23 protein-coding genes are annotated in these 25,710 nt (G+C 58.9%); 10 read left to right on the forward strand and 13 right to left on the reverse strand.

The annotated features are described in order from the left end of the window. Positions 1–26: 26 nt before the first annotated feature. Both IMCC20628_RS25310 and IMCC20628_RS03070 read right to left on the reverse strand, forming a co-directional pair. Complete coding sequence (locus IMCC20628_RS25310) at positions 27–485, reverse strand: DUF4342 domain-containing protein (RefSeq protein WP_082127977.1); 459 nt, start codon at positions 483–485, stop codon at positions 27–29. Between the two features lie 174 nt (positions 486–659). Then, positions 660–1,436 (reverse strand): YHYH protein, encoded by a 777-nt coding sequence (locus tag IMCC20628_RS03070; RefSeq protein ID WP_047028987.1) that lies wholly within the window; start codon positions 1,434–1,436, stop codon positions 660–662. 185 nt (positions 1,437–1,621) lie between these two features. On the opposite strand from IMCC20628_RS03070, the gene IMCC20628_RS03075 reads away from it, so the two are divergent. Beyond that, on the forward strand, positions 1,622–2,368 hold the full coding sequence (locus IMCC20628_RS03075; protein WP_052766273.1) for a phosphatase PAP2 family protein: 747 nt from the start codon (positions 1,622–1,624) through the stop codon (positions 2,366–2,368). After that, positions 2,365–3,174 carry a DUF1206 domain-containing protein gene (locus tag IMCC20628_RS03080; RefSeq protein WP_047028988.1) on the forward strand — a complete coding sequence of 270 codons (810 nt, stop codon included), beginning with the start codon at positions 2,365–2,367 and terminating at the stop codon, positions 3,172–3,174. The genes IMCC20628_RS03075 and IMCC20628_RS03080 overlap by 4 nt, the downstream gene beginning before the upstream one ends. A gap of 101 nt (positions 3,175–3,275) precedes the next feature. Here IMCC20628_RS03080 and IMCC20628_RS03085 read toward each other — a convergent pair whose 3' ends face one another. Both IMCC20628_RS03085 and rnk read right to left on the reverse strand, forming a co-directional pair. After that, positions 3,276–3,746, reverse strand: a complete 471-nt coding sequence (locus IMCC20628_RS03085) for a hypothetical protein (protein WP_047028989.1) — start codon at positions 3,744–3,746, stop codon at positions 3,276–3,278. Between the two features lie 149 nt (positions 3,747–3,895). Continuing rightward, positions 3,896–4,303, reverse strand: coding sequence for a nucleoside diphosphate kinase regulator (rnk, locus tag IMCC20628_RS03090; RefSeq protein WP_047028990.1), 408 nt, complete (start codon positions 4,301–4,303; stop codon positions 3,896–3,898). A 608-nt stretch (positions 4,304–4,911) separates the two neighbouring features. Here rnk and IMCC20628_RS03100 point away from each other — a divergent pair. From IMCC20628_RS03100 to IMCC20628_RS03110, 3 genes are read left to right on the forward strand one after another with little or no spacing between them, the layout of a single operon-like run. Then, positions 4,912–7,101 carry an anthranilate synthase gene (locus IMCC20628_RS03100; RefSeq protein ID WP_047028992.1) on the forward strand — a complete coding sequence of 730 codons (2,190 nt, stop codon included), beginning with the start codon at positions 4,912–4,914 and terminating at the stop codon, positions 7,099–7,101. Next, entirely contained in the window at positions 7,098–7,457 is a 360-nt protein-coding gene (locus IMCC20628_RS03105) for a cytochrome c (protein ID WP_047028993.1), read from the forward strand. Before IMCC20628_RS03100 ends, IMCC20628_RS03105 begins: the two co-directional genes overlap by 4 nt. 5 nt (positions 7,458–7,462) lie before the next feature. Further along, positions 7,463–8,362 carry a cation diffusion facilitator family transporter gene (locus IMCC20628_RS03110; protein WP_047028994.1) on the forward strand — a complete coding sequence of 300 codons (900 nt, stop codon included), beginning with the start codon at positions 7,463–7,465 and terminating at the stop codon, positions 8,360–8,362. Between the two features lie 24 nt (positions 8,363–8,386). On the opposite strand, the gene IMCC20628_RS03115 is transcribed toward IMCC20628_RS03110, so the two are convergent. Then, on the reverse strand, positions 8,387–9,361 hold the full coding sequence (locus tag IMCC20628_RS03115) for a threonine/serine dehydratase (protein ID WP_047028995.1): 975 nt from the start codon (positions 9,359–9,361) through the stop codon (positions 8,387–8,389). A gap of 152 nt (positions 9,362–9,513) precedes the next feature. Here IMCC20628_RS03115 and IMCC20628_RS03120 point away from each other — a divergent pair, with 152 nt between their 5' ends. The 3 genes from IMCC20628_RS03120 to IMCC20628_RS03130 all read left to right on the forward strand — a co-directional run bounded on the left by IMCC20628_RS03120 (position 9,514) and on the right by IMCC20628_RS03130 (position 12,956). Continuing rightward, positions 9,514–10,443, forward strand: coding sequence for a DMT family transporter (locus IMCC20628_RS03120; protein WP_047028996.1), 930 nt, complete (start codon positions 9,514–9,516; stop codon positions 10,441–10,443). 319 nt (positions 10,444–10,762) lie between these two features. Continuing rightward, entirely contained in the window at positions 10,763–12,205 is a 1,443-nt protein-coding gene (locus tag IMCC20628_RS03125) for a DEAD/DEAH box helicase (RefSeq protein WP_047028997.1), read from the forward strand. A gap of 172 nt (positions 12,206–12,377) precedes the next feature. Beyond that, a complete protein-coding gene (locus IMCC20628_RS03130) occupies positions 12,378–12,956 on the forward strand; it encodes an ATP-dependent Clp protease proteolytic subunit (RefSeq protein ID WP_047028998.1) in 579 nt (192 codons plus the stop codon). A 63-nt stretch (positions 12,957–13,019) separates the two neighbouring features. Here IMCC20628_RS03130 and rsgA read toward each other — a convergent pair whose 3' ends face one another. Continuing rightward, complete coding sequence (gene rsgA / locus IMCC20628_RS03135; RefSeq protein WP_047028999.1) at positions 13,020–14,096, reverse strand: ribosome small subunit-dependent GTPase A; 1,077 nt, start codon at positions 14,094–14,096, stop codon at positions 13,020–13,022. Between the two features lie 187 nt (positions 14,097–14,283). Between rsgA and IMCC20628_RS03140 the strand changes: the two genes are divergently transcribed. Continuing rightward, the gene (locus tag IMCC20628_RS03140) at positions 14,284–14,781 is read left to right on the forward strand and encodes a GNAT family N-acetyltransferase (protein ID WP_082127978.1); all 498 of its coding nucleotides are present in this window, start codon (positions 14,284–14,286) and stop codon (positions 14,779–14,781) included. 33 nt (positions 14,782–14,814) lie between these two features. Here the strand turns inward: IMCC20628_RS03140 and IMCC20628_RS03145 are convergent, their stop codons facing one another. From IMCC20628_RS03145 to IMCC20628_RS03180, 7 genes are all read right to left on the reverse strand, one after another. After that, positions 14,815–15,567, reverse strand: a complete 753-nt coding sequence (locus IMCC20628_RS03145) for a GGDEF domain-containing protein (protein ID WP_047029001.1) — start codon at positions 15,565–15,567, stop codon at positions 14,815–14,817. A 278-nt stretch (positions 15,568–15,845) separates the two neighbouring features. After that, positions 15,846–16,598, reverse strand: a complete 753-nt coding sequence (locus IMCC20628_RS03150) for a GGDEF domain-containing protein (RefSeq protein WP_047029002.1) — start codon at positions 16,596–16,598, stop codon at positions 15,846–15,848. 203 nt (positions 16,599–16,801) lie between these two features. After that, positions 16,802–18,043, reverse strand: coding sequence for a saccharopine dehydrogenase family protein (locus IMCC20628_RS03155; RefSeq protein WP_047029003.1), 1,242 nt, complete (start codon positions 18,041–18,043; stop codon positions 16,802–16,804). Positions 18,044–18,081: 38 nt separating this feature from the next. Further along, positions 18,082–19,179 carry a carboxynorspermidine decarboxylase gene (locus IMCC20628_RS03160; RefSeq protein ID WP_047032211.1) on the reverse strand — a complete coding sequence of 366 codons (1,098 nt, stop codon included), beginning with the start codon at positions 19,177–19,179 and terminating at the stop codon, positions 18,082–18,084. A gap of 1,220 nt (positions 19,180–20,399) precedes the next feature. Next, on the reverse strand, positions 20,400–20,714 hold the full coding sequence (locus IMCC20628_RS03170; protein WP_245307868.1) for a GIY-YIG nuclease family protein: 315 nt from the start codon (positions 20,712–20,714) through the stop codon (positions 20,400–20,402). Between the two features lie 807 nt (positions 20,715–21,521). Next, positions 21,522–22,799 carry an IS66 family transposase gene (locus IMCC20628_RS03175; protein ID WP_047029005.1) on the reverse strand — a complete coding sequence of 426 codons (1,278 nt, stop codon included), beginning with the start codon at positions 22,797–22,799 and terminating at the stop codon, positions 21,522–21,524. A gap of 47 nt (positions 22,800–22,846) precedes the next feature. Then, positions 22,847–23,554, reverse strand: a complete 708-nt coding sequence (locus IMCC20628_RS03180; protein ID WP_047029006.1) for a DUF4238 domain-containing protein — start codon at positions 23,552–23,554, stop codon at positions 22,847–22,849. Positions 23,555–23,939: 385 nt separating this feature from the next. Between IMCC20628_RS03180 and leuA the strand changes: the two genes are divergently transcribed. Then, entirely contained in the window at positions 23,940–25,649 is a 1,710-nt protein-coding gene (leuA, locus tag IMCC20628_RS03185; protein ID WP_047029007.1) for a 2-isopropylmalate synthase, read from the forward strand. Positions 25,650–25,710: the final 61 nt, after the last annotated feature.

Here is a 25,710-nt window from a genome sequence, read left to right on the forward strand (position 1 = left end):
GAGCCGCCTCACATACGGCCGTTTGCCTATGGTTTTGCTTTGCCGGCTGGCTTTGTCTTGGGTGAGGATTTCGCCTTGCCGGTCGCCTTCGCCTTGGCTGCGGTTTTTTTCGGGGCTGCGGCTTTGCGGGAAGTAGCTTTGGGCTTTGGAGCAGGCTCAACGTCCGGAGCGTCGGGCTGGCTTTGCGCCAGGTTGTCATCTGCTTCGTCAACTTCGCGGACAACTTCCACCTTGACCTTGGTGACAAATGCCGCGATGGCGCCGAGGATGGCCAGCCATGGGGCTGCAAGCGCCACGGCGCCGCCAGCGACCACACCAAAGGTCAATGGCGTTTCCAGCACGATGTCGCCGTCGGAGGTCTTGATGCGCAGTTGCCGGACATTGCCTTGCTTCAGCAGATCCTTGACCTGCTCAATGAGCTGACTGCCCATGACTTCGATTTCTTCGGTGAAAGTCTTCCTTGCCTTGCCGTCCTGATCATTCATTGGATTTCTCCTTGCCTGATGGTGAACATGAGTGTGGTCGATCATTCATAGGCCCAGCAGGCCTTCGTATCCTTGATGAGGATCAACCGTTCTCACCTTCACATGGGGTCGGCAAAGGCAAACAGCAACGTGTCCGGACCGCGGCAGGCAATCCGGACACGGGGCGCGTTCGGGTCAGGGCCTGCCGAAATCGCGGCTGACCTTGCCCCAGGCGCAATGCGGGAAATAGGGATAGCTGTCGGTGACAAAATAGACGAATTCCCCGTTCAGCTTGCCTCCATTGCACCGGTCGAGCTTGCCCGATCCGCCGGTAAACTGCCAATCCTGCACATAGGTGCCGTCATGCTTGCCGCCGGGCCCGCCCTTGCGTTTGCCGGGTTTGAGCGTGTAGCCGGATTTGGCTTTCGAGCCGGCATAGTGGATTTCAAAACCGTCAGCGGCGAAGCCGACCAGAGTGGCGTTTTTGCCTTTGAGAAATCCGGTCGGCTTGGCGTGGTAATGGTAGAGACCGCGGTTGTCGACATGGGCATTGTTCTTGTCCAGCCCAAGCATCGAGCCTGCGCCCTTGCCGTCGAGCAGCCAGCCTGAGGAGCGGTTGCGGCTGAACCCTCGTGGCGAGGATGGATCGTAGTAATCCGCCGTGCCGGGGCGGATCATGACGCCATTGAGCGCAAAGCCGGTGGAGCCGCGCAATTGGGTGGCGTGAGACGTCTTGACCGGGTTTTCCGGCACGCAGACCTCGATGAATTGCGCCGAAATCCTGTTCGGATTTCCGGCATTTGGAAATTTGCCGGTGGAGTGATCGGGCAATCCGTTCGATGTCATGCAGATATTGCCGCGGCTCTTGGTGATCGCTACCGATCCCGATGCAGCCTCGGCCGCAAGTGCGCTTGCAGCAATGCCGGCAATGGTGACGCCGGCGATGAGAAGATATGAGAGTGGGCGGTCCATGAGGTTCCCCTTGGCGGTTGATTGTTTGCGTCTGGACCTGATCACGATGACGTTTGCCACCTTTCCGGGGAGTGACCGGTAGATTAAGCATTTGTCATGATTGGCGCCGGTGTGAGCGGATTGTGTGGAACGAAGCGGCGCCGAGCGGGTTTATATCTGCAATACCGAGAGGGGCCGGGCATCGCATGACGACATTTTTGAAATCAAACCGTGTCACGGAATGGCTTGTCCGCGGCATCCGCAACGGCAACGCGCACCGGCTGCCGGTCGTGCTTTTCGCGATCCTGACACTGGGTGTCTATGCATTCATCGAAATCGCCGAGGAAATGGCCGAAGGCGAAATCCGCAAATTCGACGAGATGCTGTTCCTGAGCTTGCGGGTACCTGGAGACCCCTCCACCCCTCTGGGGCCGGCCTGGCTTCAGGAAACCGCCGTCGAAGTCACCTCCATTGGCGGTTTTCCGCTCATTATCCTGACGCTTGCGGCGGTCGCCGGGTTCTTCATCGTCACCCGGCGATATGGTGCTGCGCTCTATGCGGTGCTGGCTGTCGGGTCGGGCGCGTTGCTCAGCCAGACGCTGAAGCAGTATTACGGGCGCCCAAGACCCGATCTGGTTGATCACCTTGATACAGTTCACACACTGAGCTTTCCGAGCGGGCACGCCATGGTGACAACAGTCGCCTATCTGACGCTTGCTTCGCTGGTGATAGGGTTTCTCACCGATCGTCGGGCGCGGATCTACGTGCTGGCGGTGGCGGTGTTCGTGGCCGTCATTGTCGGTGTCAGCCGGGTTTACCTCGGCGTTCACTGGCCAAGCGATGTTGCCGCAGGCTGGGCGCTGGGTGCTGCCTGGGCGAGTTTATCCTGGCTGATCCTGCATTTTCTCAAACATCACAGCCGGGTCCAGATCGAATCCGGAGACAAGCCATGAGCATTGCAACGGCGAAACCGACAAACTGGCATGACTGGTTCAAACCGTTTGCGCGGCTTGGCTATGGCGCACGTGGCGTGGTTTATCTGGTGCTGGCCTTCTTCATCATCAGCGCGGCGCTGACCACTGGCAGCGGCGGCGATTCCAAGGATGCGGTTCGCTTCATCACCCAATCCACGGCAAGCGCCGTTCTGGCGCCACTGCTGATCTTCAGCCTTGCCGGTTACTGTAGCTGGCGTCTGGTTCAGGCAGTGTTTGACACTGATCAACACGGGTTCAAACCGAGGGGCCTGGCGGTGCGTGCCGGGCTAGTCGGATCGGCTGCGAGTTACGGATTTCTGATGGTCTACACATTCTCGCTGTGGTGGGGCGGTACGGTATCGTCGGACGGTTCCGGCGACGGCTTCGCCCGCACCGCCGCAGCCTTTATCGGCGCCGGGCCGGTGTCGGTCATTTTAAGTTCGATCTTCGCCATTGTTGGCGTCGCGCATATCTGGAAAGCTATCCGTCGCAAATATCGCGATCACATCGAGGCGCCTGAAACGGTGATGCGATGGATCGACATGGCGGCGATCGGCGGACTGTGCGCGCGCGGAGTGATATTTCTCGTCATCGCCTTTCTGTTGTTCCGGCATGGCCTTGCGGGTGAAGAGGGCAGGGCGAGCCTTGCCGATGCGCTCGGCTTCATTGCCGGCCTGCCGCTGGGCGCCTGGCTGCTCGGTGCAACCGGGGCAGGGTTCTTCCTGTTTTCGGCCTATTCACTGTCGGAGGCGATCTGGCGGCGTATCAATGTCGAAAATGCCTGACCGCAAAACCCGTTTGAAGCCGCCGGCAGCCGTTGGGCCGGCGGCCCTTTCTGTTTGCTTCGCGTTGTGCTGGAATGCCTTGTTCCGACCTCATGCGGCCTTCAGCGGCTGAGCGCGGCATCGTGAACCAGCCGAAGCGAGGGGCGAGCGAGTTCCTTGTTCAAGCGTTCCCGCCGCGCGGCTTCTGGCTGGAACTGGACTGAAACCACAACAAGGCGCTCGGGTGCTTCGCCAAACTGACCGGGCAATGAAAACTCCACTGCTTCCGGCAACCCGAGCAGTGCCATTCCGCGCGCCGTTTCCAATGACAGGCTTTGGCCCACCACCCCGTGCATTGGGCTTTGGGTGATGATCGCGGTTTGCGGCTGCCGGTCGCTGACGCGGAAGCGTACACGACTGTTGAGTGTGATGATGTTGCCGTCGATATCGTCAGTGAACACCACAGTCGTGTGGTCGAGCTTTTGTTTGAGCAATAGACGAACGCAATCGGTCAGCGTGTGCCGACGGTCATACATGGTCTCAAGGATGGTGAAGTCCTTGCTCGTCAAAATGCAGGCTTGGTTTTTCCACATGGCGGATCTCCGATCGCGCCGATGGTACTGCCGGCGCTATTTAAGGTCAGGGACTTCCGTCTCCCCTGCATCGGACAGGACCCGATGCAGGGGATGTGACCCTGTCAGAAGAAAAATTCCGAGTGGGTGTGAAAAGCCGGTCATGGTGATCATTCAGCCTTTGCGAGCTGGGTGACCTCGGTGACTGTCAGATCGTGGATCTGGCCGTTGCGCGCTGCAAAATTGATCGATTGCCCTGCCTTCAGGCCAATCAAAGCGGTGCCAACCGGTGTGGTGATCGAGACGCGACCTTCCTCGATGTTGGCGTTGGCTGGATAAACCAGAACAATCTTTTTGCCGTGATCGCCATCGATCACATAGGTTACCTCCGAACCCATGCGAACAACGGCGTCAGAGATGGTTTTGTCACTGACAATGCGGGCGCGGTCGAGTTCTTCTGCCAGGCTTGTCGCAATCTCGAGGCCACGCTTTTCATGAGCGGTCACCAGATTGCTGAGCCGTTCATAATCACCTTCGCTGATCGTAATTCTGGGCTTGCGCCGGTTTTTCTGCAGCATTGAACTGTCCACGCATTCAGGTTGGCCCGGTCGAGGCGACTCGGGTGTGGGTTTCTGGAGATTTTATGAACTGTTACGCCGTATGCGGTGTGTGCGAAGTCTGTCAGACAGGTCCGGATATCCGCAAATCATACCCCCGCGGTTCGGGGGCGCAGGTCACCGAACCGAGGGTAAGATTTCCGCGATGGGAAAAGCCCTGAACAAACGAGCACTATGGGTCCGATACAACTTCATCGCTAAAATGTGGTGTATGCCGGGGGTGATGTCAAGCCTTCTGTCGATGCAGCTCACCGCGATAATGATGTGCCGCGCAGACGACGATTTCGCAGCCTGGTCATTGTGGGTCGCGTCCCCACATCCTGCCGCGCACGGAAGCGATGATAGCTGAAACATGCATATCCACTTGAAGCATTTCCCGGGCTGCGCTAAGAGCTTTGTCATGACGATGCACGTGGCACAGAACAATTGGTGGTGGGTTCGCTTCTAGGCGGCCTTGACCACGCATGCGCGTTAGAGATCAACAAGCCGCCCGGGACCTCAAGGTCCGGCGGCTTTTTGTTTGACCCGCCGGCGCCAATTATCCGGACCGGTTCAAACGGAGTTTGACTATGGGCACGACGGTACTTTCAGACAGCGCAGCGCAGTATCAGACGCGTGGCGGTGTGCAGGTGACGCGGCGGCGCCGTGAAACGCCTTATGCGGATGCGATTTCGGATTACATCGATGCGCTCGACAGCCGGCGCGGCGCGGTGTTTTCATCCAACTACGAATATCCGGGCCGTTACACCCGCTGGGATACGGCGATTGTCGATCCACCGCTTGGTATCTCGTCGCAAGGGCGCAAGCTCACCATTGAAGCCTATAATGGCCGCGGCGAAGCCCTGCTATCAATCCTTGCGGGCCGGCTTGAGGGGCATGCGGAATTTGCGATTTCAGAACGCGACCCTCAATGCATCAAAATTGATGTCGCGGAACCCGATCGGGTGTTTTCAGAGGAAGAGCGCTCTCGTGCGCCAACGGTGTTTTCGGTGCTGCGGGTCATTATCGACCTGTTTCATTCGGCCGAAGACGGCAATATCGGGTTCTATGGCGCCTTTGGCTATGATCTGGCGTTTCAGTTCGACTCGGTGCCGCAAAAGCTGACCCGGGACGAGGAGCAGCGCGATCTGCTGCTTTTCCTTCCAGATGAAATCCTTGTGGTCGACCACCATGCGGCAAAAGCCTGGATCGACCGCTACGACTTTGCGCTCGACGGGGTGACCACCGAGGGACGGGACGCGACAATCGTGCCGGAGCCGTTCAAACCGGCTGACAGCATTCCGGCGCGCGGCGACCATACGCCGGGTGAATATGCCGAACTGGTCAAGCGCGCCAAGGAAAGCTTCAAGCGCGGTGACCTGTTCGAGGTTGTGCCGGGGCAGACTTTCTTCGAGCGCTGCGAAGCACGTCCGTCGGAAATCAGCCGGCGGCTGAAGACCATCAACCCGTCGCCCTATTCGTTCTTCATCAATCTCGGCAACCAGGAATATCTCGTCGGTGCATCGCCGGAGATGTTCGTCCGGGTTAATGGCCGCCGGATCGAGACCTGCCCGATTTCGGGAACCATCAAGCGCGGCGATGACGCGATCTCGGATTCCGAGCAAATTCTCAAACTGCTCAATTCGAAAAAAGACGAATCCGAACTGACCATGTGCTCGGATGTTGACCGCAACGACAAGAGCCGGGTCTGCGAGCCGGGGTCGGTCAAGGTGATCGGCCGCCGTCAGATCGAGATGTATTCGCGGCTTATTCACACCGTCGATCACATCGAAGGCCGTCTGCGCGACGGCATGGATGCATTTGACGGGTTTCTGAGCCACGCCTGGGCGGTGACGGTGACCGGCGCGCCGAAACTCTGGGCGATGCGGTTTCTTGAAAACAACGAGAAGAGCCCGCGGGCCTGGTATGGTGGTGCGGTCGGCATGGTCAGTTTCAATGGCGACATGAACACCGGACTGACGCTTCGGACCATCCGCATCAAGGATGGCATTGCCGAAGTTCGGGCCGGAGCCACCTTGCTGTTTGATTCCAATCCTGAGGAAGAGGAAGCCGAGACCGAGCTGAAGGCATCTGCGATGCTGTCGGCGATCCGCGATGCGCGACTGGGCAATGCCGGTTCTGCTGGCCGGGAAACCGCCAAGGTGGGCGAGGGGGTCTCGATCCTGCTCGTCGATCACGAGGATTCCTTTGTCCACACGCTGGCCAATTATTTCCGCCAGACCGGCGCCAAGGTTACCACCGTGCGCGCTCCGGTCGATGATGCGGTGCTCGACCGTGTCTCGCCCGACCTGGTGGTGTTGTCTCCCGGCCCGGGACGGCCCAAGGATTTCGATTGCGCCGCAACCATCAAGAAAATCCTCGCCCGCGAGCTTCCGGTGTTTGGCGTTTGTCTGGGCCTGCAGGCGCTGACCGAGAGTTTCGGCGGATCCTTGCGCGAACTGGCGGTGCCGGTTCACGGCAAACCGTCGCGGATCCGGGTCGTGCCCGACGGGATCATCTTTTCCGGTCTGGCAAAGGAAGTCACGGTCGGACGCTATCACTCGATTTTTGCCGATTATGCCACAATGCCAAAGGAATTCCGTGTTACCGCGGAAACCGATGACGGGGTGATCATGGCGATCGAGCATGAGAGCCTGCCGATTGCGGCCGTGCAGTTCCATCCGGAATCGATCATGACACTGGGGCAGGATGCCGGCATGCGGATGATCGAAAATGTGGTGGCGCATCTGGCGCGCAGGAACAAGGTGGAAGCGGCATGACCAAGATCCTCGGACTCGGCAGGAACTTTTTCCCGGCCATTTTCGTCACTCTGGCACTGTGCCTCTCCGTGGGCTTTGGCCCTGCATCGGCCCAAGAGCCCGCGGAGATTGACCAGGGCCGGGAATTGGTCGAAACCAATTGCGGCAAATGCCATGCTGTTGGCGCAGCCGACGCCAGCTCGCACAAGGATGCGCCGCTTTTCCGCCAATTGTCCGACAGCTTTCCAATGGATGCGCTGGAAGAGGCCTTTGCCGATGGCCGGATCTATTCGGGTCATCCCGACATGCCGGAATTCATTGCAACGCCGGAGCAGGTTGACGCGATTGTCGCCTATATCGCTTCGCTTCAGGAATAGTCCGGATGCCGCAGGCCTCAAAGACCATTCGCCATCTGGCGTTCTGGTCCATTCCCCTGGCTTTCGGGGTGATGGGACTGAAATTTGTCGCCTGGCACCTGACCGGCTCGATCGCGCTTTATTCCGATGCGCTGGAATCCATCGTCAATGTGATCGCGGCTCTGGCGGCCTTCTTCGCCATTGGCTACGCGCAGAAACCGGCTGATATCGGTCACCCTTACGGACACCACAAGGCCGAGTATTTTTCCGCCGTTCTGGAAGGCGTGCTGATTGTGGTGGCGGCGTTGCTGATCGTGAATGAGGCGGTGGGCGGGCTGATGGCGCCCAAGCGTATTGAGGCACCGATGCTGGGCCTTGCGGTCAATGGCAGCGCGGCGATCATCAATGGCGTCTGGGCATTTGTGCTGTTGCGCATCGGCCGTCGGCATCGGTCACCGGCGCTTCAGGCCGACGGACATCATATTCTTTCGGATGTTGTTACCTCGGTGGGGGTGATTGTCGGCCTTGGTCTGGCGCTAGCCTTTGATCAGCCACGACTGGATCCGCTGCTGGCGCTGATCGTGGCGTTCAATGTGCTGTGGCAGGGCTGGAAGGTGATTGCGTCCTCTGTTGACGGGTTGATGGACCGGGCGATTGATCCCGTTGATGAGTTGCGCATCCATGAGATCATCAAGGCTGAAGCCGATGGCGCCATAGAGGCCCATGATATCCGCACCCGGATGGCGGGCCGGATCTCATTCGTTGAATTCCACTTGGTGGTAGATGGCGAGATGACGGTCGAGCACTCGCATGAAATTTGCGACCGACTGGAAACAGCGCTCAAACAGGCAGTGGAAGGCGTTCAGGTCATCATTCACGTCGAGCCCGGCCACAAGGCCAAGGATGAAGGCGTCCTGCTGGGCTGAGCGCCGCTCTCAGAGGTGAAGCCGTCAGCCGCCAAATCTGTCCAATGCCATGCGAAACACAGCCGTATCGACATTGCCGCCGGAAATCGTGACGATCACGTCCTCGCCTTCGATTTCGTCGGGGTGGAAAAGAGCTGCGGCCAACGCGACCGCACCGCCGGGTTCAGCGACAAGCTTGAGCCGGGAGAAAGCAACTGCCATGGCGTGAAGCGCTTCGTCCTCGGTTACCACCAAGCCCGGGCCGGCAAGCCGCGACACGATCGGAAAGGTCAGGTTTCCCGGCTGCGGGGTGATGATCGCATCGCAAAGGGAGCCGGAGAGGCGGCTGTTGCGCTCGATGTGGCCTGACGCCAGGCTGCGGGCCATGTCGTCGAAGTCTTCTGGTTCCACCGGGCGTGCCCGCAGTTCCGGGGCATCTGCCTCGAGCGCCAGCGCGACTCCGGAAGTAAAGCCGCCGCCGCCGCAGCAAACCAGGACATCCGCCTTGGTGATGCCCTCCGCTGCGGCCTGTTCGGCGATTTCCAGCCCGCAGGTTCCCTGGCCTGCAATCACCAGGGGATTGTCATAGGGCACGATCAGGGTGAGGCCCTGCTCTTCCGACAGCCGGGCGCAAATCGCGTTCCTGTCGTCCTTCGCGCGGTCAAAAAGAACCACCTCGGCGCCCATAGCCCGCGTGTTGTCGATTTTCATCTGTGGTGCATCCGAAGGCATGACGATGATCGCCCGCACACCATGGCGCTGTGCCGCCAGCGCCACGCCCTGTGCGTGATTGCCGCTGGAAAAGGCTATGACGCCGCGCGCCCGGGCATCAGGATCCAGCCCCGATACCGCTGACCAGCCGCCGCGAAACTTGAAACTGCCGGTGTGTTGCAGGCACTCAGGTTTGATCCAGACGCGCCGGCCTGCCATCTCGTCAAGGAATGGAGAGCTGAGCAAAGGCGTGCGCCGGACATGGCCTTCCAGCCGGGCCTGCGCAGCGCGGATCATCTCGATGTTCATCCGATTTTCCTCATGTGAATCGTTTGTCGTGATGCTATCGGCAGCAAGGGCGGTTCTCCAAGCCTTTTCGCGGCGTTCAGTCTTTGGCGGTGCTGCCTGCGCCTCGTTCGAGGCGGATTGCCCGCTGCAATGCTGACTGATACTCACACGACATGAGCGCAGAGCATATCGACCACCCGCATCTCATTGGCTCCGGACTTGCAACGCTCGCCGTGATCGCGGCTTCGGTAGGCTTTGGTCTCGTTCCCTATTTCGCACGCAGTTTGACAGCTGAAGGCATGGCGCCGCACTCCATCGCCTTTTACCGCTATGCCTTTGCGGCAACCGTGCTTCTGCCTTTCGTATGGCGGGCCAGGGCTCGATGGACTGCACTTTTGTGGGGTATCGTCGCCGGTGTCAGCATGGGGGTTGGCTGGATCGGCTATGTTCGTGCTGTCGAAATTGCGCCGGTGTCGACCGTCGGTGTTCTCTACATGACCTATCCGGTTTTCACATTGATGATTGCCTGGCTGGTGTTCGGCGACACACCGTCTCGGCGGGCCATTCTGGCGTCCCTTATGATTGTCGCGGCGGCTGCGCTCGCCACGTCGCCCGGTGCGATCACCCCTGATCAGGTTCCGGCGCTTGTTTTGTCGTTGGCTGCTCCGCTGGGGTTCGGGTTCGGTATCAATGTGCTGGTGCACAAGCTAACGGTGCTCAAACCGGTGGTGCGCATCGCCTGCGTCAGCCTTGGCTCGGTGCTCGGGCTCTTGCCGCTGATGGTGGCGACGCCGGTTGCTGCACTGTTGCCGGTTACTGTGTCAGGCTGGTGGTTGGTGGCCGGCATCGCCTTCGGCTCGGCGCTTGTGCCGCAATTGCTCTATACCGTGGCAGCACCTGTCATCGGCACAGCCAGGACGGCAATAGCCGGCAGTTTCGAACTGCCTACCATGTTTCTGGTTGGCTGGTTCGCCTTTGGTGAACCCGTCGGCGGCGCCCAGTGGATCGCCTGTGTCATCGTTATCTCGGCGATTGCCCTGACGCCCGGAAAGTCCATTCGCAGTGTTGCCGCCAACATCGCAGTTGAGCGGAAAGAGCCTTAAAAACGTTAGGCAAGTTTGCTGCGGCGCAGCAGAAACCTCTCTGCGCGCCTTGACATGGCCGCAATTGTCAGGCCTAAGGACGCAACTGGATAGGGGCCCATTCGGCCGCTGCACGCGTCTTCGTTGATTAGCGTGTTCTGACTTCCCCTAACATCCACCTTTAAATTTTCGCGTCGGCCAGCGGCGATGCGCCCAACCCGAACTCCTCCGATTGCGGTTTTCCCGTAGCCGGCGGATATTTTGTGATCGGGCATGGTCCGCGAATTGCAGCGCTCAAGCGCATGCACAGACGTATGCCCAAAAATCTGAAAGTTATTACATGTTGTTTTCCGAACTCGGTCTTTCCAAGACCATTCTCGACACGCTTGATGGCCTGCGCCTGACAACGCCGACACCGATCCAGGTGCAGGCGATACCGTTGGTGCTCGAGGGCCGCGACGTGATCGGCCTGGCACAGACCGGCACCGGCAAGACCGCAGCCTTTGCGCTGCCGATCCTGCACCGTCTGGCACCAGGCAAGCCTGCCGCGCCGAAGAAAGCCCGCGCGCTGATCCTGTCGCCAACCCGCGAGCTCTCGGCCCAGATCGCCCGCAGCGTCAAGGACTACAGCCGCAAGCTCAATATGACCTCGACCGTTGTGGTTGGCGGTGTGTCGGTTCGCCCGCAGATCAAGGCGCTGGCCAGCGGCGTTGACATTCTTATCGCCACCCCGGGCCGTTTGATGGATCTCATCGAGCAGCGTGCCGTGTCGCTCAACGAAATCGAAGTGGTGGTGCTTGATGAGGCCGACCAGATGCTCGACATCGGCTTCATGCCGGCAATCAAGCGCATCCTCGCCATGACACCGGCTGCGCGGCAGACATTGCTGTTTTCGGCAACCATGCCCAAGGAAATCCGCGAGCTGTCCTCGCGTCACTTGAAGAACCCGACTGAAGTGTCGGTGATCCCGGCCAAGAAGACGGCCGACCGGGTTGAGCATTCGGTGATGCACATGCCGACAGCTGCCAAGATTGGTGCACTGGCATCGCTGATCCGTGACCGCAAGGGCGAACGCGTCATCGTCTTCACCCGCACCAAGCGCGGCGCCGACAAGGCCGTCAAGCGGCTTGAAGCCGACGGCATCAACGGTGCTGCCATTCACGGCAACAAGTCGCAGGGCCAGCGCGAACGTGCGCTTGCAGGCTTCCGTGCCGGCACCGTGCCTGTGCTGATTGCCACAGACATTGCCGCTCGCGGTATTGACGTTCCCGGCGTCAGCCTGGTGATCAATTACGAACTGCCGAATGTGCCGGAAGTCTATGTTCACCGTATCGGCCGCACCGCGCGCGCCGGCGCCGAGGGCACGGCCGTGACCTTCTGTGCACCGGACGAACGCTCGCTGCTGCGTGATATCGAAAAGCTGCTCAAGGTAGCCATCAACGTCGAAAAGGCGCCGGAAGGCACCTATGTCGATGCGCTGGCTGATCCCGATGGCGATTTTGCACCGCTCAACCGCACCCAGCGTCCGCGCCAGGATGCACGGCCGCAGGGCGCCAAGCCACAAGGCCAGGGCCGTCGTCCCGGTCAGAACCAGGGCGCAGGCAAGCCGCAGGGCCGCAAGCCCGCCAATGGCCAGCAAGCCGGTGCCCCTGCAGCCAACCGGCATCAGCCGGCAACCGGCGCCAACCAGAATGGCGACCAGCCGGCCAAGTCGCGGCGTCGCCGCAACGACCGTCGTCCGCGGCCTGAACAGGCTGGCGACAAGGCCGTGGCACGCGGCTGACACCCGGCCAAATGGTACCTGCAGGAGCTGATCCAAGCTCCGCAGGTGACAATGAATTTCCAAACGGCGCAGCGTTTTCACGTTGCGCCGTTTGCTCGTTTGAGAATGCGCCATTGTTTCGCGCGCCGTATCGTACTATCTGCGAAGCATGCAATCACACGGAGACTGGCTTATGAGCGACGAAGACGAAAAGACGACAGAACTGCCGTTGGGCAAGGAAGCGGAAGCCAACCTGTTCAAATCGCGTTCGATCTTCATCTATGGCGGCATCACCCAGGAGTTGGCGCACAAGGTCTGCGCGCAATTGGCTGCATTGGCTGCCGCCAGCGACGATGACATCCGGATTTTCGTCAACTCACCGGGCGGCCATGTTGAATCGGGCGATTCGATCCATGACATGATCGGCTTCATCAAGCCAAAAGTCTGGATCATCGGCACTGGCTGGGTTGCTTCCGCTGGTGCACTGATCTATGTGTCCGTTCCCAAGGAGCAGCGCCTCTGCCTGCCCAACACCCGTTTCCTGCTGCATCAGCCATCGGGCGGCACCCGCGGGATGGTCTCGGATATCGAGATCCAGGCGCGCGAGATCATCAAGATGAATGCGCGGCTCAATGCCATTTTCGCCAAGGCCACCGGCCAGACGGTGGAAAAGATCGCCGCCGACACCGACCGCGATTACTGGCTCTCGGCCGAAGACGCCAAGGAATATGGTCTGGTGGGCAAGATCATCACCAGCCAGAGCGAAATCTGATCCGGTTTTCGATCTGACCTGAATGCGACCCCGCTGGCGAGAGCCTGCGGGATCTTTTTTTACCTATTTGGATTTGTGCTTCTTGGCCTGCTTGATCATCTTGCCAAACGCCTTGTCCTTGGAGCGTCTCTGGGCAAGGCTTGCGGTATTGTGCTGGTCTTCGGCGACCAGCTTGCGCCAGCGCGCCAGCCGCGCTTCGTCAATCGTGCCGCTCTTGAGCGCCGCCTGCACCGCGCAGCCGGGTTCGCTGACATGGGTGCAATTGTTGAAGCGGCATTGCAGCGACAGGGCATCGAGATCGGAAAACACTTCGGCGACGCCGGCTTCGGCCTCGGTGAGCTGAAGCTCGCGCACGCCGGGCGTATCGAGCACGGCGCAGCCATCGGGCAGGATGTGAAGCTGGCGGTGCGAGGTGGTGTGGCGGCCCTTGGCATCATCGTCGCGGATGGATTGCGTCGCGGCGGATTCGGTTCCCGACAACGCATTGGTTAGTGTTGACTTACCGACGCCGGAAGACCCAAGGAATGCGACCGTCTGTCCCGGCTTGCACCAGGGCGCCAGTTTCAATTTCGGCTCGTCGCTCTTGGCGTTGAGCGTCAGCACCGCGACATCGTCGGAAATGGTCTCGGCATCCTCGACATATGCGCGGGGGTCTTCGCACAGATCCGACTTGGTCAGCAGGATCACCGGGGTCACGCCGGCATCGAAGGCGAGCGCGACGTAACGTTCCAGCCGGGCGACGTTGAAATCGAGATTGCAGGAGGTGACGATGAATGCGGTGTCGATATTGGCGGCGATCAGCTGAATGGAGCGGTCATGGCCGGCAGCGCGGCGCTTGATCAGGCTCTTGCGCTCCAGCAACCGGCTTGCGCTTGGCAGTTCATGATTGAGCAGCAGCCAGTCTCCCACGGTGGCGTCGACACGTGGCGGCACCACCATGTCGATGTTGTCTCCGAGCACGCGCAAACCGCTGCGGTGCACCTCGGTGACCCGGACCGGGGGAGTTTCGGTCATCTCGTCAATGCTGATCTGCTGGGCGAAGAAGGGCTGCCAGCCAAGGCTTTGCAGGGCTGATACCGGTGGCTTCGGGGTCTCGCCCTTGGCTGTTGACGGCAGGAACGCTGAATAATCACGCGTCATCGATTGTGGCTTTCATGCTCCGGGACCCTAAAAGCTGCATTGGCAGATATCAGTCGCTGTACGGATACTGCCCTGCAAGGGATGTCATGGGTTCAATACAGCGTTATAGGGTAGCATTCTATGGCATGGGTGGGGAAAAACGATTCTGTTTTGCATCCGCTGCCGCAAAATTTGTGAGACCAGCCCCTTGATACCAACACTTGAAACCGACCGACTGCTGCTCAGGCCACAGACCATGGAGGACTGGCCGGCCTATGCGGGCCTGATGATGTCCGATCACGCGGTGTTCATGGAGGGGCCGCATACTCTGGCGGACGCCTGGGGGATGTTCTGTCATGATCTGGCGCAATGGTATCTGCTGGGTGTGGGTGCGCTGATGATCGAAGACCGGAAGAGCGGGCAATGTCTCGGTCAGGTCGGTATCAATCACGGACCGCTGTTTCCCGAGCATGAACTCGGCTGGCTGGTTTACCCGGCATCCCAGGGCAAGGGTTACGCGTCGGAAGCAGCGCTGGCCTTGCGCAATTGGGGCTTCAATGTTCGGGGTCTGAAGACGCTGGTCAGCCATATTGATCCTGAAAATCACCGCTCGCGCAAACTGGCCGAGCGGCTGGGCGCTGTGCTGGAATTCGATGCGGAGCGTCCCGGCCCGGAGGTGTTGGTCTACAGGCACAGGGCGCCTTAAGCGACCGACGACCGGAGAGCCCCTGGCGAGGTCTTACGCCGCCAGGCTGTCGAATATCACCTGATTGCGACCGCTGGCCTTTGCCGAGTAAAGACACTCGTCGGCAATTCGGAACAGATCGTCATAATTGGCATTTCGACCAAAAGCCGCGCCCCCTACACTGACGGAAAGGGTGTGCGATCTGGCATTCGGCGGAAACTCGGCCTCGCTGATTTGCAGACGAATACGTTCGGCTACTGTGAGGGCCTGCGCGATGCCGGTTTTTGGCAGGAAAACGCCGAATTCCTCGCCGCCGATCCGCCCGACGATGTCGCCTTGCCTGAGTGAGTCCTGGATGGTTTGGGCAATGATCTTCAACGCGACATCACCCTTCTGGTGACCAAAGCGGTCATTGATCCCTTTGAAATGGTCAGCATCGATGACCAGGAACGCTCCGGCGTTGTGTGCCGGTTGCCGCATCGCCTGCTGGAGATAGGCGTCGACCAGCATCTTGAAGGCGCCGCGATTGAGCACTGCTGTCAGGCTGTCTGTCGAGGCGATGATGCTGATTTCGCGGTGGGCCATCGCCAATTGCCGCATCTTGTAGAGCAGCATGAAGAGTGCCGGTGCTGCAAGTCCCATCGGCAGGAAGGTGTTGACCATCATCGAGTAGCGAAATCGCGCTTCAGACATTTCGTGAAACCTGAAGGAGGCAATAAACATCGCCGCGCCAATGCAGAAAATTGTGCCGCCAAGAACCCCGGCCACGACCCTGGCCCAGCCGGTGGCTGAAAAATCAAGCTTCACTCTTGCACCCCGCAAGTTTCGATCTGGCCGCAATGACCAGCAATCGCAATAAGGCCCGGAAACATATGCGTTAGCTTTAATGTCTCGACGTCAGTTATGGGGGGTGTGTTCTTTGGTGCCCGGCATCCGCCGCAGACGCTGCGCGCGCATAAAAAGGCCTTGGTCAGCGCAATGGAGCTAACAGCCATGCGACATTGAAACCGGGATTGCAGCAGGTAAAGATGCAGGTTGTATCGATGCTGGCGGTGCCTCCGGTTTAGGGGCCCTCTGTTGAGGTTTTAAGCCACCAGTCGCTCGAATATGACCTGATTACGACCGCCGGCCTTTGCCGAGTAAAGGCACTTGTCGGCGACACGGAACAGATCATCATAATCGGCATTTCGCCCGAATGCCGCGCCCCCCACGCTGACGGAAAGGCTGTGCGACATGGTGTCGGGTGGAAATTCGACTTCGCCGATTTGCATCCGAATGCGTTCGGCGACATGAAGTGCCTGCTCGAGACCGGTTTTTGGCAGGAAAACCCCGAATTCCTCGCCGCCGATCCGTCCGACGATATCGCCTTGCCTGAGTGAACCCTGGATGGTTTGGGCAATGATCTTCAACGCGACATCACCCTTCTGGTGACCAAAGCGGTCATTGATCGATTTGAAATGGTCGGCATCGATGACCAGGAATGCTCCGGCGTTCTGTGCTGGCTGCCGCATCGCCTGCTGGAGATAGGCGTCGACCAGCATCTTGAAGGCGCCGCGATTGAGAACCGCTGTCAGGCTGTCTGTCGAGGCGATGATGCTGATCTCGTGGTGGGCGATCGCCAATTGCCGCATCTTGTAGAGCAGCAGGAACAACAGCGGTGCTGCCAGTCCGGTGGGCAACAAGGTGTTGACCATCAGCGAATAGCGGAATTGAGAATCCGTCATGCTGTGGAAATTGAAGGAATCGACGAAGAATGCCATGGCGATGCAGAAGGCCGTGCCGAACACGGTCCCGGCGATGACCTTGGCCCAGCCGGCGGCTGAAAAATCAAGCTTCACTCTGCAACCCCGCAGGTTTCGGTTTGGTCGCAACGACCAGAAATCGTGATAAAGCCCTGAAACATATGCATTGGCTTTAATGTCTTACCGTCAGATATGGGGGGTATTTTCATGCCGTCGGCAGCTGCGTTGCATAAAAAAGCCCCCGCCGGATTTACCAGCGGGGGCTCGATGTTTACTCACTCATGGTCGGCCTCAGACCGTCAGGAAAAGTCCAGCGCGCGGTCGCCGTCGGCGTCCTTGATGCGGGTTGGCAGGCCGTTGTGGTTGAGGATGTTGAGGAACGGCTTGGGGTCGAGTTCCTCGACATTGGCCATCTTCTTGACATCCCACTGCCCGGTAGCGACCAGCATGGCGGCGGCGACCGGCGGCACGCCAGCGGTGTAGGAAATGCCTTGCGAGCCCACTTCATTGTAGGCGTCCTTGTGGTCGGCGACGTTGTAGATGAAGACTTCGCGTTCCTGACCGTTCTTGGTTCCCTTGACGAAATCACCGATGCAGGTCTTGCCGGTGTATTCGGGAGCGAGAGATGCCGGGTCGGGAAGGCAGGCCTTGACCACTTTCAGCGGCACGACTTCATCACCATTGGCGAGCTTGACCGGCTGTTCCGACAACAGGCCGATGTTCTTCAGCACCGTGAAGACGTTGATGTAGTGATCGCCAAAGCCCATCCAGAAGCGCACATCGGCGCCGTCCATGTTCTTGGCCAGCGAGTGGACTTCGTCATGGCCGCAGAGATAGGCCTTTGACGGGCCGACGACGGGCAGGTCGTAGGTCTTGCCGATCTCGAACATCTGGTTGGTCTGCCATTCGCCCTTCTGGAACGAATAGACCACGCCGGTGAACTCGCGGAAATTGATTTCCGGGTCGAAATTGGTGGCGAAATATTTGCCGTGGCTGCCGGCGTTGATGTCGACGATGTCGACATCGGTGACGGTGTCAAAATAGTCGTTCTTGGCCAGCGCGGCATAGGCGTTGACGACGCCCGGATCGAAGCCGGCGCCGAGGATGACGGTGACGCCCTTTTCAGCGCATTCGGCAGCATGTTTCCATTCGTAATTGCCGTACCAAGGCGGGGCTTCGCAGATCTTGCCCGGCTCTTCATGGATGGCGGTGTCGATATAGGCCGCACCGGTGTCGATGCAGGCGCGCATCACCGACATGTTCAAAAACGATGTGCCGACATTGATGACGATGTTGGAGCCGGTCGCCTTGATCAGCGCCTTGGTGGCCTCGATGTCCATGGCGTCGAGCGCATGGCCTGCAAGCACGCCGTCGGTCTTCATGGCATTCTTCTCGCCAATGGAGGCGATGATGGCGTCGCATTTGGCCTTGGTGCGCGAGGCGATGTTGATGTCGCCGAGCACGTCGTTGTTCTGGGCGCATTTGTGGGCGACGACCTGGGCGACGCCGCCGGCGCCGATGATGAGTACGTTCTTCTTCATGATGGGGGACTAACTCCTATGTCCAATCGTCAGATGCCTCAGGAGAGGCTGTGTTCGAAATCCGTGTAATCAAATTCACGGACCGTTCTGATGCTGCCATCCAGCTCGCGGATGGCGATTGACGGCATTTGCACGCCGTTAAACCAGTTTTTCTTGACCATTGTATATCCGGCGGCGTCCTGGACCGATATCCGGTCGCCGATGGAGAGTTTGGCCGGGAAATTGAACTCGCCGAAGATATCGCCGGCGAGGCAGGACTTGCCGCAGATCATGTAACGCTGATCGCCAGTGTTTGGTTCGATCTTGGCGTTTTCGCGGTAGATCAAGAGATCCAGCATATGGGCCTCGATTGAGCTGTCGACAATGGCGAGGTTCTTGCCGTTGAACAGCGTGTCGAGCACGGTGACTTCCAGCGTGGTCGATTTGGTGATCGAGGCTTCGCCGGGTTCGAGATAGACCTGCACGCCATATTCGCCGGAAAAGCGCTTCAGCCGCTCGGCAAATGTATCGAGCGGATAGTCTTCGCCGGTGAAATGGATGCCGCCGCCGAGGCTGACCCATTCAGCCTTTTTCAGAAGCGGCCCGAATTTCTGCTCGATATTGCCGAGCATCTGGTCAAACAGCGCGAAATCGCCGTTTTCGCAATTGTTGTGAATCATGAAGCCGGAGATCATATCCATCACCGGCTCTACCTGCTTGAGATCCCATTCGCCCAGCCGCGAATAGGGCCGTGCCGGGTCGGCGAGATCAAAGGTGGAGGAACTGACGCCGGGATTGAGCCGCAGACCGCGGGTGATACCGTCGGCCTTTCCGGCAAAGCGGGTGAGCTGGCCGATGGAATTGAAGATGATCTTGTCGGCGTGGGAGACGACTTCGTCGATCTCGTGATCGGCATAGGCGACCGAATAGGCGTGGGTTTCCTTGCCGAATTTTTCGCGGCCGAGCCGCACCTCGTTGAGTGACGACGAGGTGGTGCCATCCATATAGTCGGCCATGAAATCAAACACGCCCCAGGTGGCAAAGCATTTGAGTGCCAGCAGCGCCTTGGCGCCGGACGCCTCACGCAGATGAGCGATCTTGTCCATGTTGATCAGCAGCTTTGACTTGTCGATCAGATAATAGGGGGTCTGGATCACGGTCTCATCCATCCTGGTCTGGGGCATCCCGGTCATGGGGGGAGGGGTGGCGCATGCTAGCGGTGGGTTCGCGCGGGTCCGGCTCTGCCGGGGATCATGCGTCAGGGGGAATTAGGAAAATCCGGGGTCATAGGCAAGGGCTGAAGCGGGAATTTGGTGAAAAAGGGGACTGGGCTGCATGTCGCGCTATGTCGGGGACAGTTTACTTTTGGCAATGTGCTTCCTTTTGGGCGCGGTGCCGAAAGTAAACTGTCCCCTGACTCCACGCCAAATCCCCCGCGGGCGATAATCCGCCGGCGGGTTTCGATCATCGTAAAGTCCGGAGGGCCGCACGCGGGCTTTGCCTCTGGAAATGTAAAAAACGGTGGCGCACCCCGCGCACGGCCCGATTATCGCCGGATGATGTCCGCATCCGACAGACGGCGCCTCGCACTCGCGGGAGTGGCTTATCCACTAGGTTCCCGCCCGGATTGCTCCGGCCGCGATCAGGGCAGACCGTGGGAGTGGTTCTCGACGTTCCGGCACGGACCCTGACGCGCCGCATCGGGCCCGTCATGTTCGCCACAGGCCCGGACCGGATGTTCCGTTTCCTGCCGCCACTGTGGCGCGAAAACGGGTGCCGGCCCGGTGGCTGGCTTTGCACGGTCGAACCCGACCGCCCGCCAGCGGAACCCCGATGGCCTCCGCCTCCTCCCGCGACCTGCCGCACGTTACCGCAGATCCCGAAAGGCCTTCCTCCCGCCTGGTCCGACACGTTCGCGTTCCATCCGGCAGCGGGAGCGGACGAAGTATGGCATGGGGGCGGAAGGTGGGGATGAAAAGGGGGCGGGTTTTGGCTAAGGGGTTGGGATTGTTGAGGGCGGGGTGCGGCAATGTTCCCGTAATCTGGCGCAGTTTGCGGCGTCCGATCTCCCCCCTCGCGGGGGAGATGCCCGGCAGGGCAGAGGGGGGTATTGATCCGGCTTCGGTGTTTGCGGCGTCACCCCCCTCTGTCACCTACGGCGACATCTCCCCCGCAAGGGGGGAGATTGGGGAGCGTGGTGGCTTCACATTCCGTCATGCCGGACCCCGATCCGGCATCCAGCAGGCGAGCGTCCGCTAGCCGGAAGACCAATTCTGTTCAGCACGTGGAAGAGTCTCTCACCGCGCGGACGCGCGGTGGCTGGATCCCGGATCAAGTCCGGGATGACGGGGGGATGGAGACGACACAAGCCGATAGCTCAAAGACCATGGAGAAAGTGGGCAATGTCATCCCAATCCGGGTTCATTGTCTCGATCAGATCGATTTTCCATTGCCGGGGCCAGTTCTTGATGGCTTTTTCGCGGGCGATTGCGTCGGTCACGAGGTCATGCTCCTCGAACCAGACCAGCGTTTTCACAGCGTATTTCGAGGCAAAGCCCGGCGTCAGATTGTTCTGGTGCTCATACAGGCGGCCGGGCAAGTCGCTGGTCACGCCGGTGTAGAGCGTGCCATTGCGCCTTGAGGCAAGGATATAGACATAGCCCTTCCGCATGCCGCCATGATTGCATGACATGCGCCTGCTCGCAAAAGTTTTGAGGGTCGCCACAGTGGGGCTGGTATTTGCCTCATCCGCCGATGCCTGCCTTTTAGGCGCCCCTCTCTCCTCCGTCATCCCGGACTTGAACCGGGATCCAGCAGGCGAGCGTCGGCGAGCCGGACGACGCTATTGTGCATGTCTCGAAGGAGCCTCTCACCGCGCAGACGCGCGGTGGCTGGACCCCGGATCAAGTCCGGGGTGACGGGTGGAGGGGATGCCGATGAACGCGGTCATTGGTGGCAGTTGCCGACCCTATGGTCTGTTGTTCCTAAGGGAGAACCGGACGCATTTTTGATGGGATGGAGGACGGAGTGGACTGTGATTTCCCGGACCTCGTCTTCCCGGCCTTGAGCCGGGATCCAGCGACGGCGCGTCTGCGCCGTGAATGAGTCATTTGCGATCAAGGACTTGATCGCGCTGGATGCCGGATGGGAGTCCGGCATGACGGGAGGTGGAGGTATCCGATGAATGTCATTGTCGTCCGCAGCCGAGGCCATACAGTCTGACGCTCGTGACGGAGAATGTGAAGGATTTTGAGGGGATGGGGGCAGAGTTGAATCGTCTGTTAGGAAAGTAGATCGATAGTCTTTCAATTCAGCTATAGTCGTCCTTCATGGGTATATCTGTAAAATTCATATCGTCGAATTTTTCGAGTTCGCCTTCGAACACGCTTTTCATGATGTCCAGAATAGATGGGGTGTTGTTAGTACCTATGTGATTTTTTATGAAACCAAACTGTAATTACCCACCCCTGAATTCGTGATTTCCGGTTCTTCTACCGGCCTATGCCAGGACGGATGCGATGACCTGGAAGGGGTTTGCGCCTTTGAGGCGTGCGGTATCGACTGTCGTGCGTATGTTCGCTTCGGCTTGGGCGGCCCACATGGCGCGATATCCGTTTGTCACCTTTCGCTGAATGACCCATGGACGGAGCTTTCGCTCAGATGTGTTGTTGGTGACATCGACTTCTCCGGGATAGTCGCAAAACGTCAGCAGCTGATCGCGGGCCCGCCCGATCTTGGCCTGGAGCTTTTGGGCCAGGTCGCATGAAGTCGGGGCGCATAGAAGCCCGGCAAGCTGTTTATCGAATTTGCGCTTCTTGCTTGCGACGGTAGACGCAGCGAATGTGCTTATGGCTCTGGCGAAATCAAACACACGGCCAAACCAAAGCTGGAAGCGAAGAGGGAGATCATCCTCGCCATGTTCCAGCGCAAAGGCTGTATCACGCGCCAAATGTGCAAGGCAGGTTTGATGTCGATGGCCGTGAGATTGCTGGGCTGAATACCGATCAGATATCCATACCTCGGGGACATGGCCGCCCATGGTCTCGTGAACGACCCGTGCTGCACGGGAGTAATCGGGCTGGTGGACAACGGCATCCTTGCAATGAAAAACCCAGTGTTGGGCATTTGTGCCCTCAATACGCACACCGGTTTCGTCGCTGGCGACAACGCGGGCGGCTCGAAGGCTGGCCTTGGCGGCCTGTGCTGTGGCCTGGAAGCTCGGACGGGAGCGGGCAAACATGTTCATGATCGCGCCCTCGCTCGCATGGAGGCCGAAGATATCCATGAACACACCGCTCAGGCGTTCGTAAGACAATGCATGGAAACTCTTGAGGTAGATCGCCAGCGCGTGAATGCCTGGCCCGAACGGCGTTGCGGTTGCCACGGCAGGTGCGGTGGCTTTTGTCGTCGTGCCGCATTGCGGGCAATGACAGGAAAAACGCCGATGCCGGGTGACATGAGGACGGATCGCAGGAATATCGATCTCGTCATAGGCCCCGGCCAGCACCATCGTATCATCACCGGAAAACGCATGGCCGCATCTCTTGCAGGCGGTCGGTTCATGATCGCGAAACATGTCGGCAAAATCCGCCAGCACCCTATTGTGGGGTTCATGCCCGGGCTTGGCTCCACCCGGTCGTGAGTTGACGCGTTTCTCTTTCTTGTCCGTAGAGGGCGGCTTGGAAGACGTCCGAGAATCCTTGGCAGGCCGTTGGAGCCGAAGCACCATCTCGATCAATTCGTCCTTGCTCAGCTGCTGCAAATCAGTCCGATCCATATCATCATGGATTCAGACATTGTGGTGCATGGCAAGGGGGTGGGTAATTACGATATTTTGTCTTTTGCTGCCAAAAATACTTTATTCGGGCCGATTGGTAAAACAATATGGCTATGCGCATGGCCAAATACATTCGTGTGAATAATTGGACGATCAGATGTTAGAAGTTCATGCCGAGCGCTTGAAGTGTCAATAACTTTCCACTCGAATGCGGAGATCGCATCTATGTGGTGCCTGTTGTTCATGATTGAACGCATTTTTAGTATTGAGCGATTTGTGAAATTTGCGGCTACTTGATTAACAAGCTCATCAAAATCACGGGTTTCAGATGCTTGCATATATTCATCATAAAAAATTCTGAACTTTGGCAAAATACGTTCAGCAAGTTGATCTGAGATTAGCTTATATTGACGAATATCAGAGGGCATTCGTGTCATGAGAGTGAAGAGAAATTTTGCCCACGCGCTACGGGGCTTACCTTCAAGGGTTTCCCCTTTTTCCAATCGCTGAAGAGCCTCTGCTGCTTGATAGTCGACTAGTGAAAAAAACTCAGTTTCAACTTCTTGCGCCAAATCGTCAGGCAGTCCGCCTATGGAATAGAGACGAAGTTCAAAAGCCGTTGCATTTGGATGGACCGGTTTGCTTTTTAATTCAGGTCCAAACGGTCTGCTGAATTGAATCAAATTCCCGTCGTGCGCAGCCCAGCGCTCTAGGAAGAACGACGGAACAAAATGGTGCTTGAGAGGAATGCTCATGATTTACACTGCCGGAAAGGTAGTAAGCGTAACATTTATTCCAATTTATTCTAATCCTTAAGCAAATCGAATGATATCATCCCCCTTGCCAACCCACCCCGCCGCGGCTATCTTTTCCGCATGAACCCGAGCACGTGCCCAGTCACATCATCACCAGCCCGCTTCACCGCGGCGGCGGTTTCGTGTGCGCGTCTTGGCGGCCTACTTCTCGCACTTAGCGGCGATCGTCGGGCTCGTTGAGGAGCGTCCGGCGGTCGAACCCGCCGGCGACGCTGCTCCTCTCGCGACTTTACATTTTTTCCTGAATGCAACATGACGGCCTAGAGTGCCTGTGGACGCCGCTTCATTGCGACGCCGGGCCAGGGCCAGGAAACGAGAGACGATCATGACCGCACACACAGTATCCGGACCAAAGGGCATGCCGACGGCATCGCAGAAATACCACGCCTATCCGTTGATTGATCTTGCCGACCGGACCTGGCCGTCCAAGCGCATTGAAAAGGCACCGATCTGGTGCTCGGTGGATTTGCGCGATGGCAACCAGTCGCTGATCAACCCGATGGGACATGACCGCAAGGCGCGGATGTTCCAGCTGCTGCTCGACATGGGGTTCAAGGAAATCGAGATCGGGTTTCCGTCGGCCTCGCAGACGGACTTTGATTTTGCCCGCTGGTGCGTGGAAGAAGGCGGCGTGCCTGATGATGTGTCGCTGCAGGTGCTGGTGCAGTGCCGGCCGGAGCTGATCACCCGCACATTCGAGGCACTTGAGGGCGCCAACCGGCCGATCATCCATTTCTACAATTCGACATCGGAGCTGCAGCGTCGGGTGGTGTTTGACAAGGATGTGGCCGGGATCAAGCAGATTGCCGTCGATGCGGCGAAGATGATCAAGGAGATGGCGGAGAAGGCCGGCGGCGATTTCCGCTTCGAGTATTCGCCGGAAAGCTTTACCGGCACCGAGCTGGAAGTGGCGCTGGAGATTTCCAATGCGGTGATCGACATCATCGCGCCGACGCCAGACAACAAGCTGATCCTCAATTTGCCGTCGACGGTGGAGATGGCGACGCCGAACATCTATGCCGACCAGATCGAGTGGATGTGCCGCAACATCACCAACCGCGAGAACGTGCTGGTGTCGCTGCATCCGCACAATGACCGCGGCACCGGCATTGCCGCCACCGAGCTGGGGCTGATGGCGGGCGCCGACCGGGTCGAGGGCACGCTGTTCGGCAATGGCGAGCGCACCGGCAATGTCGATGTGGTGGCGCTGGCGCTGAACATGTTCACCCAAGGGGTCGATCCGGAGCTCGATTGCTCGGATATCGAGCGGATCAAGGATGTGTTTGAATATTCCAACGAGATGAAAATTCCCGAGCGGCATCCCTATGTGGGTGAGCTGGTCTACACGGCGTTTTCCGGCTCGCACCAGGATGCGATCAACAAGGGTATCAAGGCGATCCGCAAGGCCAACAAGCCGGAGTGGGAAGTGCCCTATCTGCCGATCGATCCGGCCGATGTGGGGCGTTCGTATGAGGCGATCATCCGGATCAATTCGCAATCGGGCAAGGGCGGCATCGCCTATATCCTGAAGGAGGATTACGGGCTGGATCTGCCGCGGGCGCTGCAGGTGGAATTCCGCGAGGAAATCCAGCGGATCACCGATGAGGAGGGCGTCGAGCTGCCGCCGAAGCGGATCCATGAGAGCTTCATGGAGCTCTATGTCAGCCAGCCCGGCGCGCGGCTTGGCTTTGTCGACCATCACACCCATACCGATCCTGCCAACAAGGGCGTGCGGGTGGTTTCGGCCGAGATCACCGACAATGGCGAGATAAAGCGCATCGAGGGCCGCGGCACCGGGCCGATCGACGGTTTTGTCAACGCGCTGTGTGCTTATCTCGGCATCGAGCTGACGGTGGCGAATTATTCCGAGCACTCGATGCAGCACGGTTCGAACGCGGCGGCGATCTGCTACATGCAGATGGAAACGCCGGTCGGCAAACTCTATGGCGCGGGCGTCAACACCAACATCGTCGCGGCATCGCTGGAAGCGGTGGTGTCGGCGGCCAACCGGGTGCTTGACGCATCCAAGGGTTGAGATGAACTGACCGGACCGCCGCGCAACAAAAGCGCGGCGGTTTGCTTTTGTGCATGCACGA

Origin of the sequence: Hoeflea sp. IMCC20628 (assembly GCF_001011155.1) — a bacterium.
GTDB lineage: Bacteria > Pseudomonadota > Alphaproteobacteria > Rhizobiales > Rhizobiaceae > Hoeflea.

Bases quoted from the DNA above. Each gene is read 5' to 3' on its own strand.
- IMCC20628_RS25310 (WP_082127977.1), bottom strand. From the start codon at position 485: ATGAATGATCAGGACGGCAAGGCAAGGAAGACTTTCACCGAAGAAATC.
- IMCC20628_RS03070 (WP_047028987.1), bottom strand. From the start codon at position 1,436: ATGGACCGCCCACTCTCATATCTTCTCATCGCCGGCGTCACCATTGCC.
- IMCC20628_RS03075 (WP_052766273.1), top strand. From the start codon at position 1,622: ATGACGACATTTTTGAAATCAAACCGTGTCACGGAATGGCTTGTCCGC.
- IMCC20628_RS03080 (WP_047028988.1), top strand. From the start codon at position 2,365: ATGAGCATTGCAACGGCGAAACCGACAAACTGGCATGACTGGTTCAAA.
- IMCC20628_RS03085 (WP_047028989.1), bottom strand. From the start codon at position 3,746: ATGTGGAAAAACCAAGCCTGCATTTTGACGAGCAAGGACTTCACCATC.
- rnk (WP_047028990.1), bottom strand. From the start codon at position 4,303: ATGCTGCAGAAAAACCGGCGCAAGCCCAGAATTACGATCAGCGAAGGT.
- IMCC20628_RS03100 (WP_047028992.1), top strand. From the start codon at position 4,912: ATGGGCACGACGGTACTTTCAGACAGCGCAGCGCAGTATCAGACGCGT.
- IMCC20628_RS03105 (WP_047028993.1), top strand. From the start codon at position 7,098: ATGACCAAGATCCTCGGACTCGGCAGGAACTTTTTCCCGGCCATTTTC.
- IMCC20628_RS03110 (WP_047028994.1), top strand. From the start codon at position 7,463: ATGCCGCAGGCCTCAAAGACCATTCGCCATCTGGCGTTCTGGTCCATT.
- IMCC20628_RS03115 (WP_047028995.1), bottom strand. From the start codon at position 9,361: ATGAACATCGAGATGATCCGCGCTGCGCAGGCCCGGCTGGAAGGCCAT.
- IMCC20628_RS03120 (WP_047028996.1), top strand. From the start codon at position 9,514: ATGAGCGCAGAGCATATCGACCACCCGCATCTCATTGGCTCCGGACTT.
- IMCC20628_RS03125 (WP_047028997.1), top strand. From the start codon at position 10,763: ATGTTGTTTTCCGAACTCGGTCTTTCCAAGACCATTCTCGACACGCTT.
- IMCC20628_RS03130 (WP_047028998.1), top strand. From the start codon at position 12,378: ATGAGCGACGAAGACGAAAAGACGACAGAACTGCCGTTGGGCAAGGAA.
- rsgA (WP_047028999.1), bottom strand. From the start codon at position 14,096: ATGACGCGTGATTATTCAGCGTTCCTGCCGTCAACAGCCAAGGGCGAG.
- IMCC20628_RS03155 (WP_047029003.1), bottom strand. From the start codon at position 18,043: ATGAAGAAGAACGTACTCATCATCGGCGCCGGCGGCGTCGCCCAGGTC.
- IMCC20628_RS03170 (WP_245307868.1), bottom strand. From the start codon at position 20,714: ATGTCATGCAATCATGGCGGCATGCGGAAGGGCTATGTCTATATCCTT.
- IMCC20628_RS03175 (WP_047029005.1), bottom strand. From the start codon at position 22,799: ATGGATCGGACTGATTTGCAGCAGCTGAGCAAGGACGAATTGATCGAG.
- IMCC20628_RS03180 (WP_047029006.1), bottom strand. From the start codon at position 23,554: ATGAGCATTCCTCTCAAGCACCATTTTGTTCCGTCGTTCTTCCTAGAG.
- leuA (WP_047029007.1), top strand. From the start codon at position 23,940: ATGACCGCACACACAGTATCCGGACCAAAGGGCATGCCGACGGCATCG.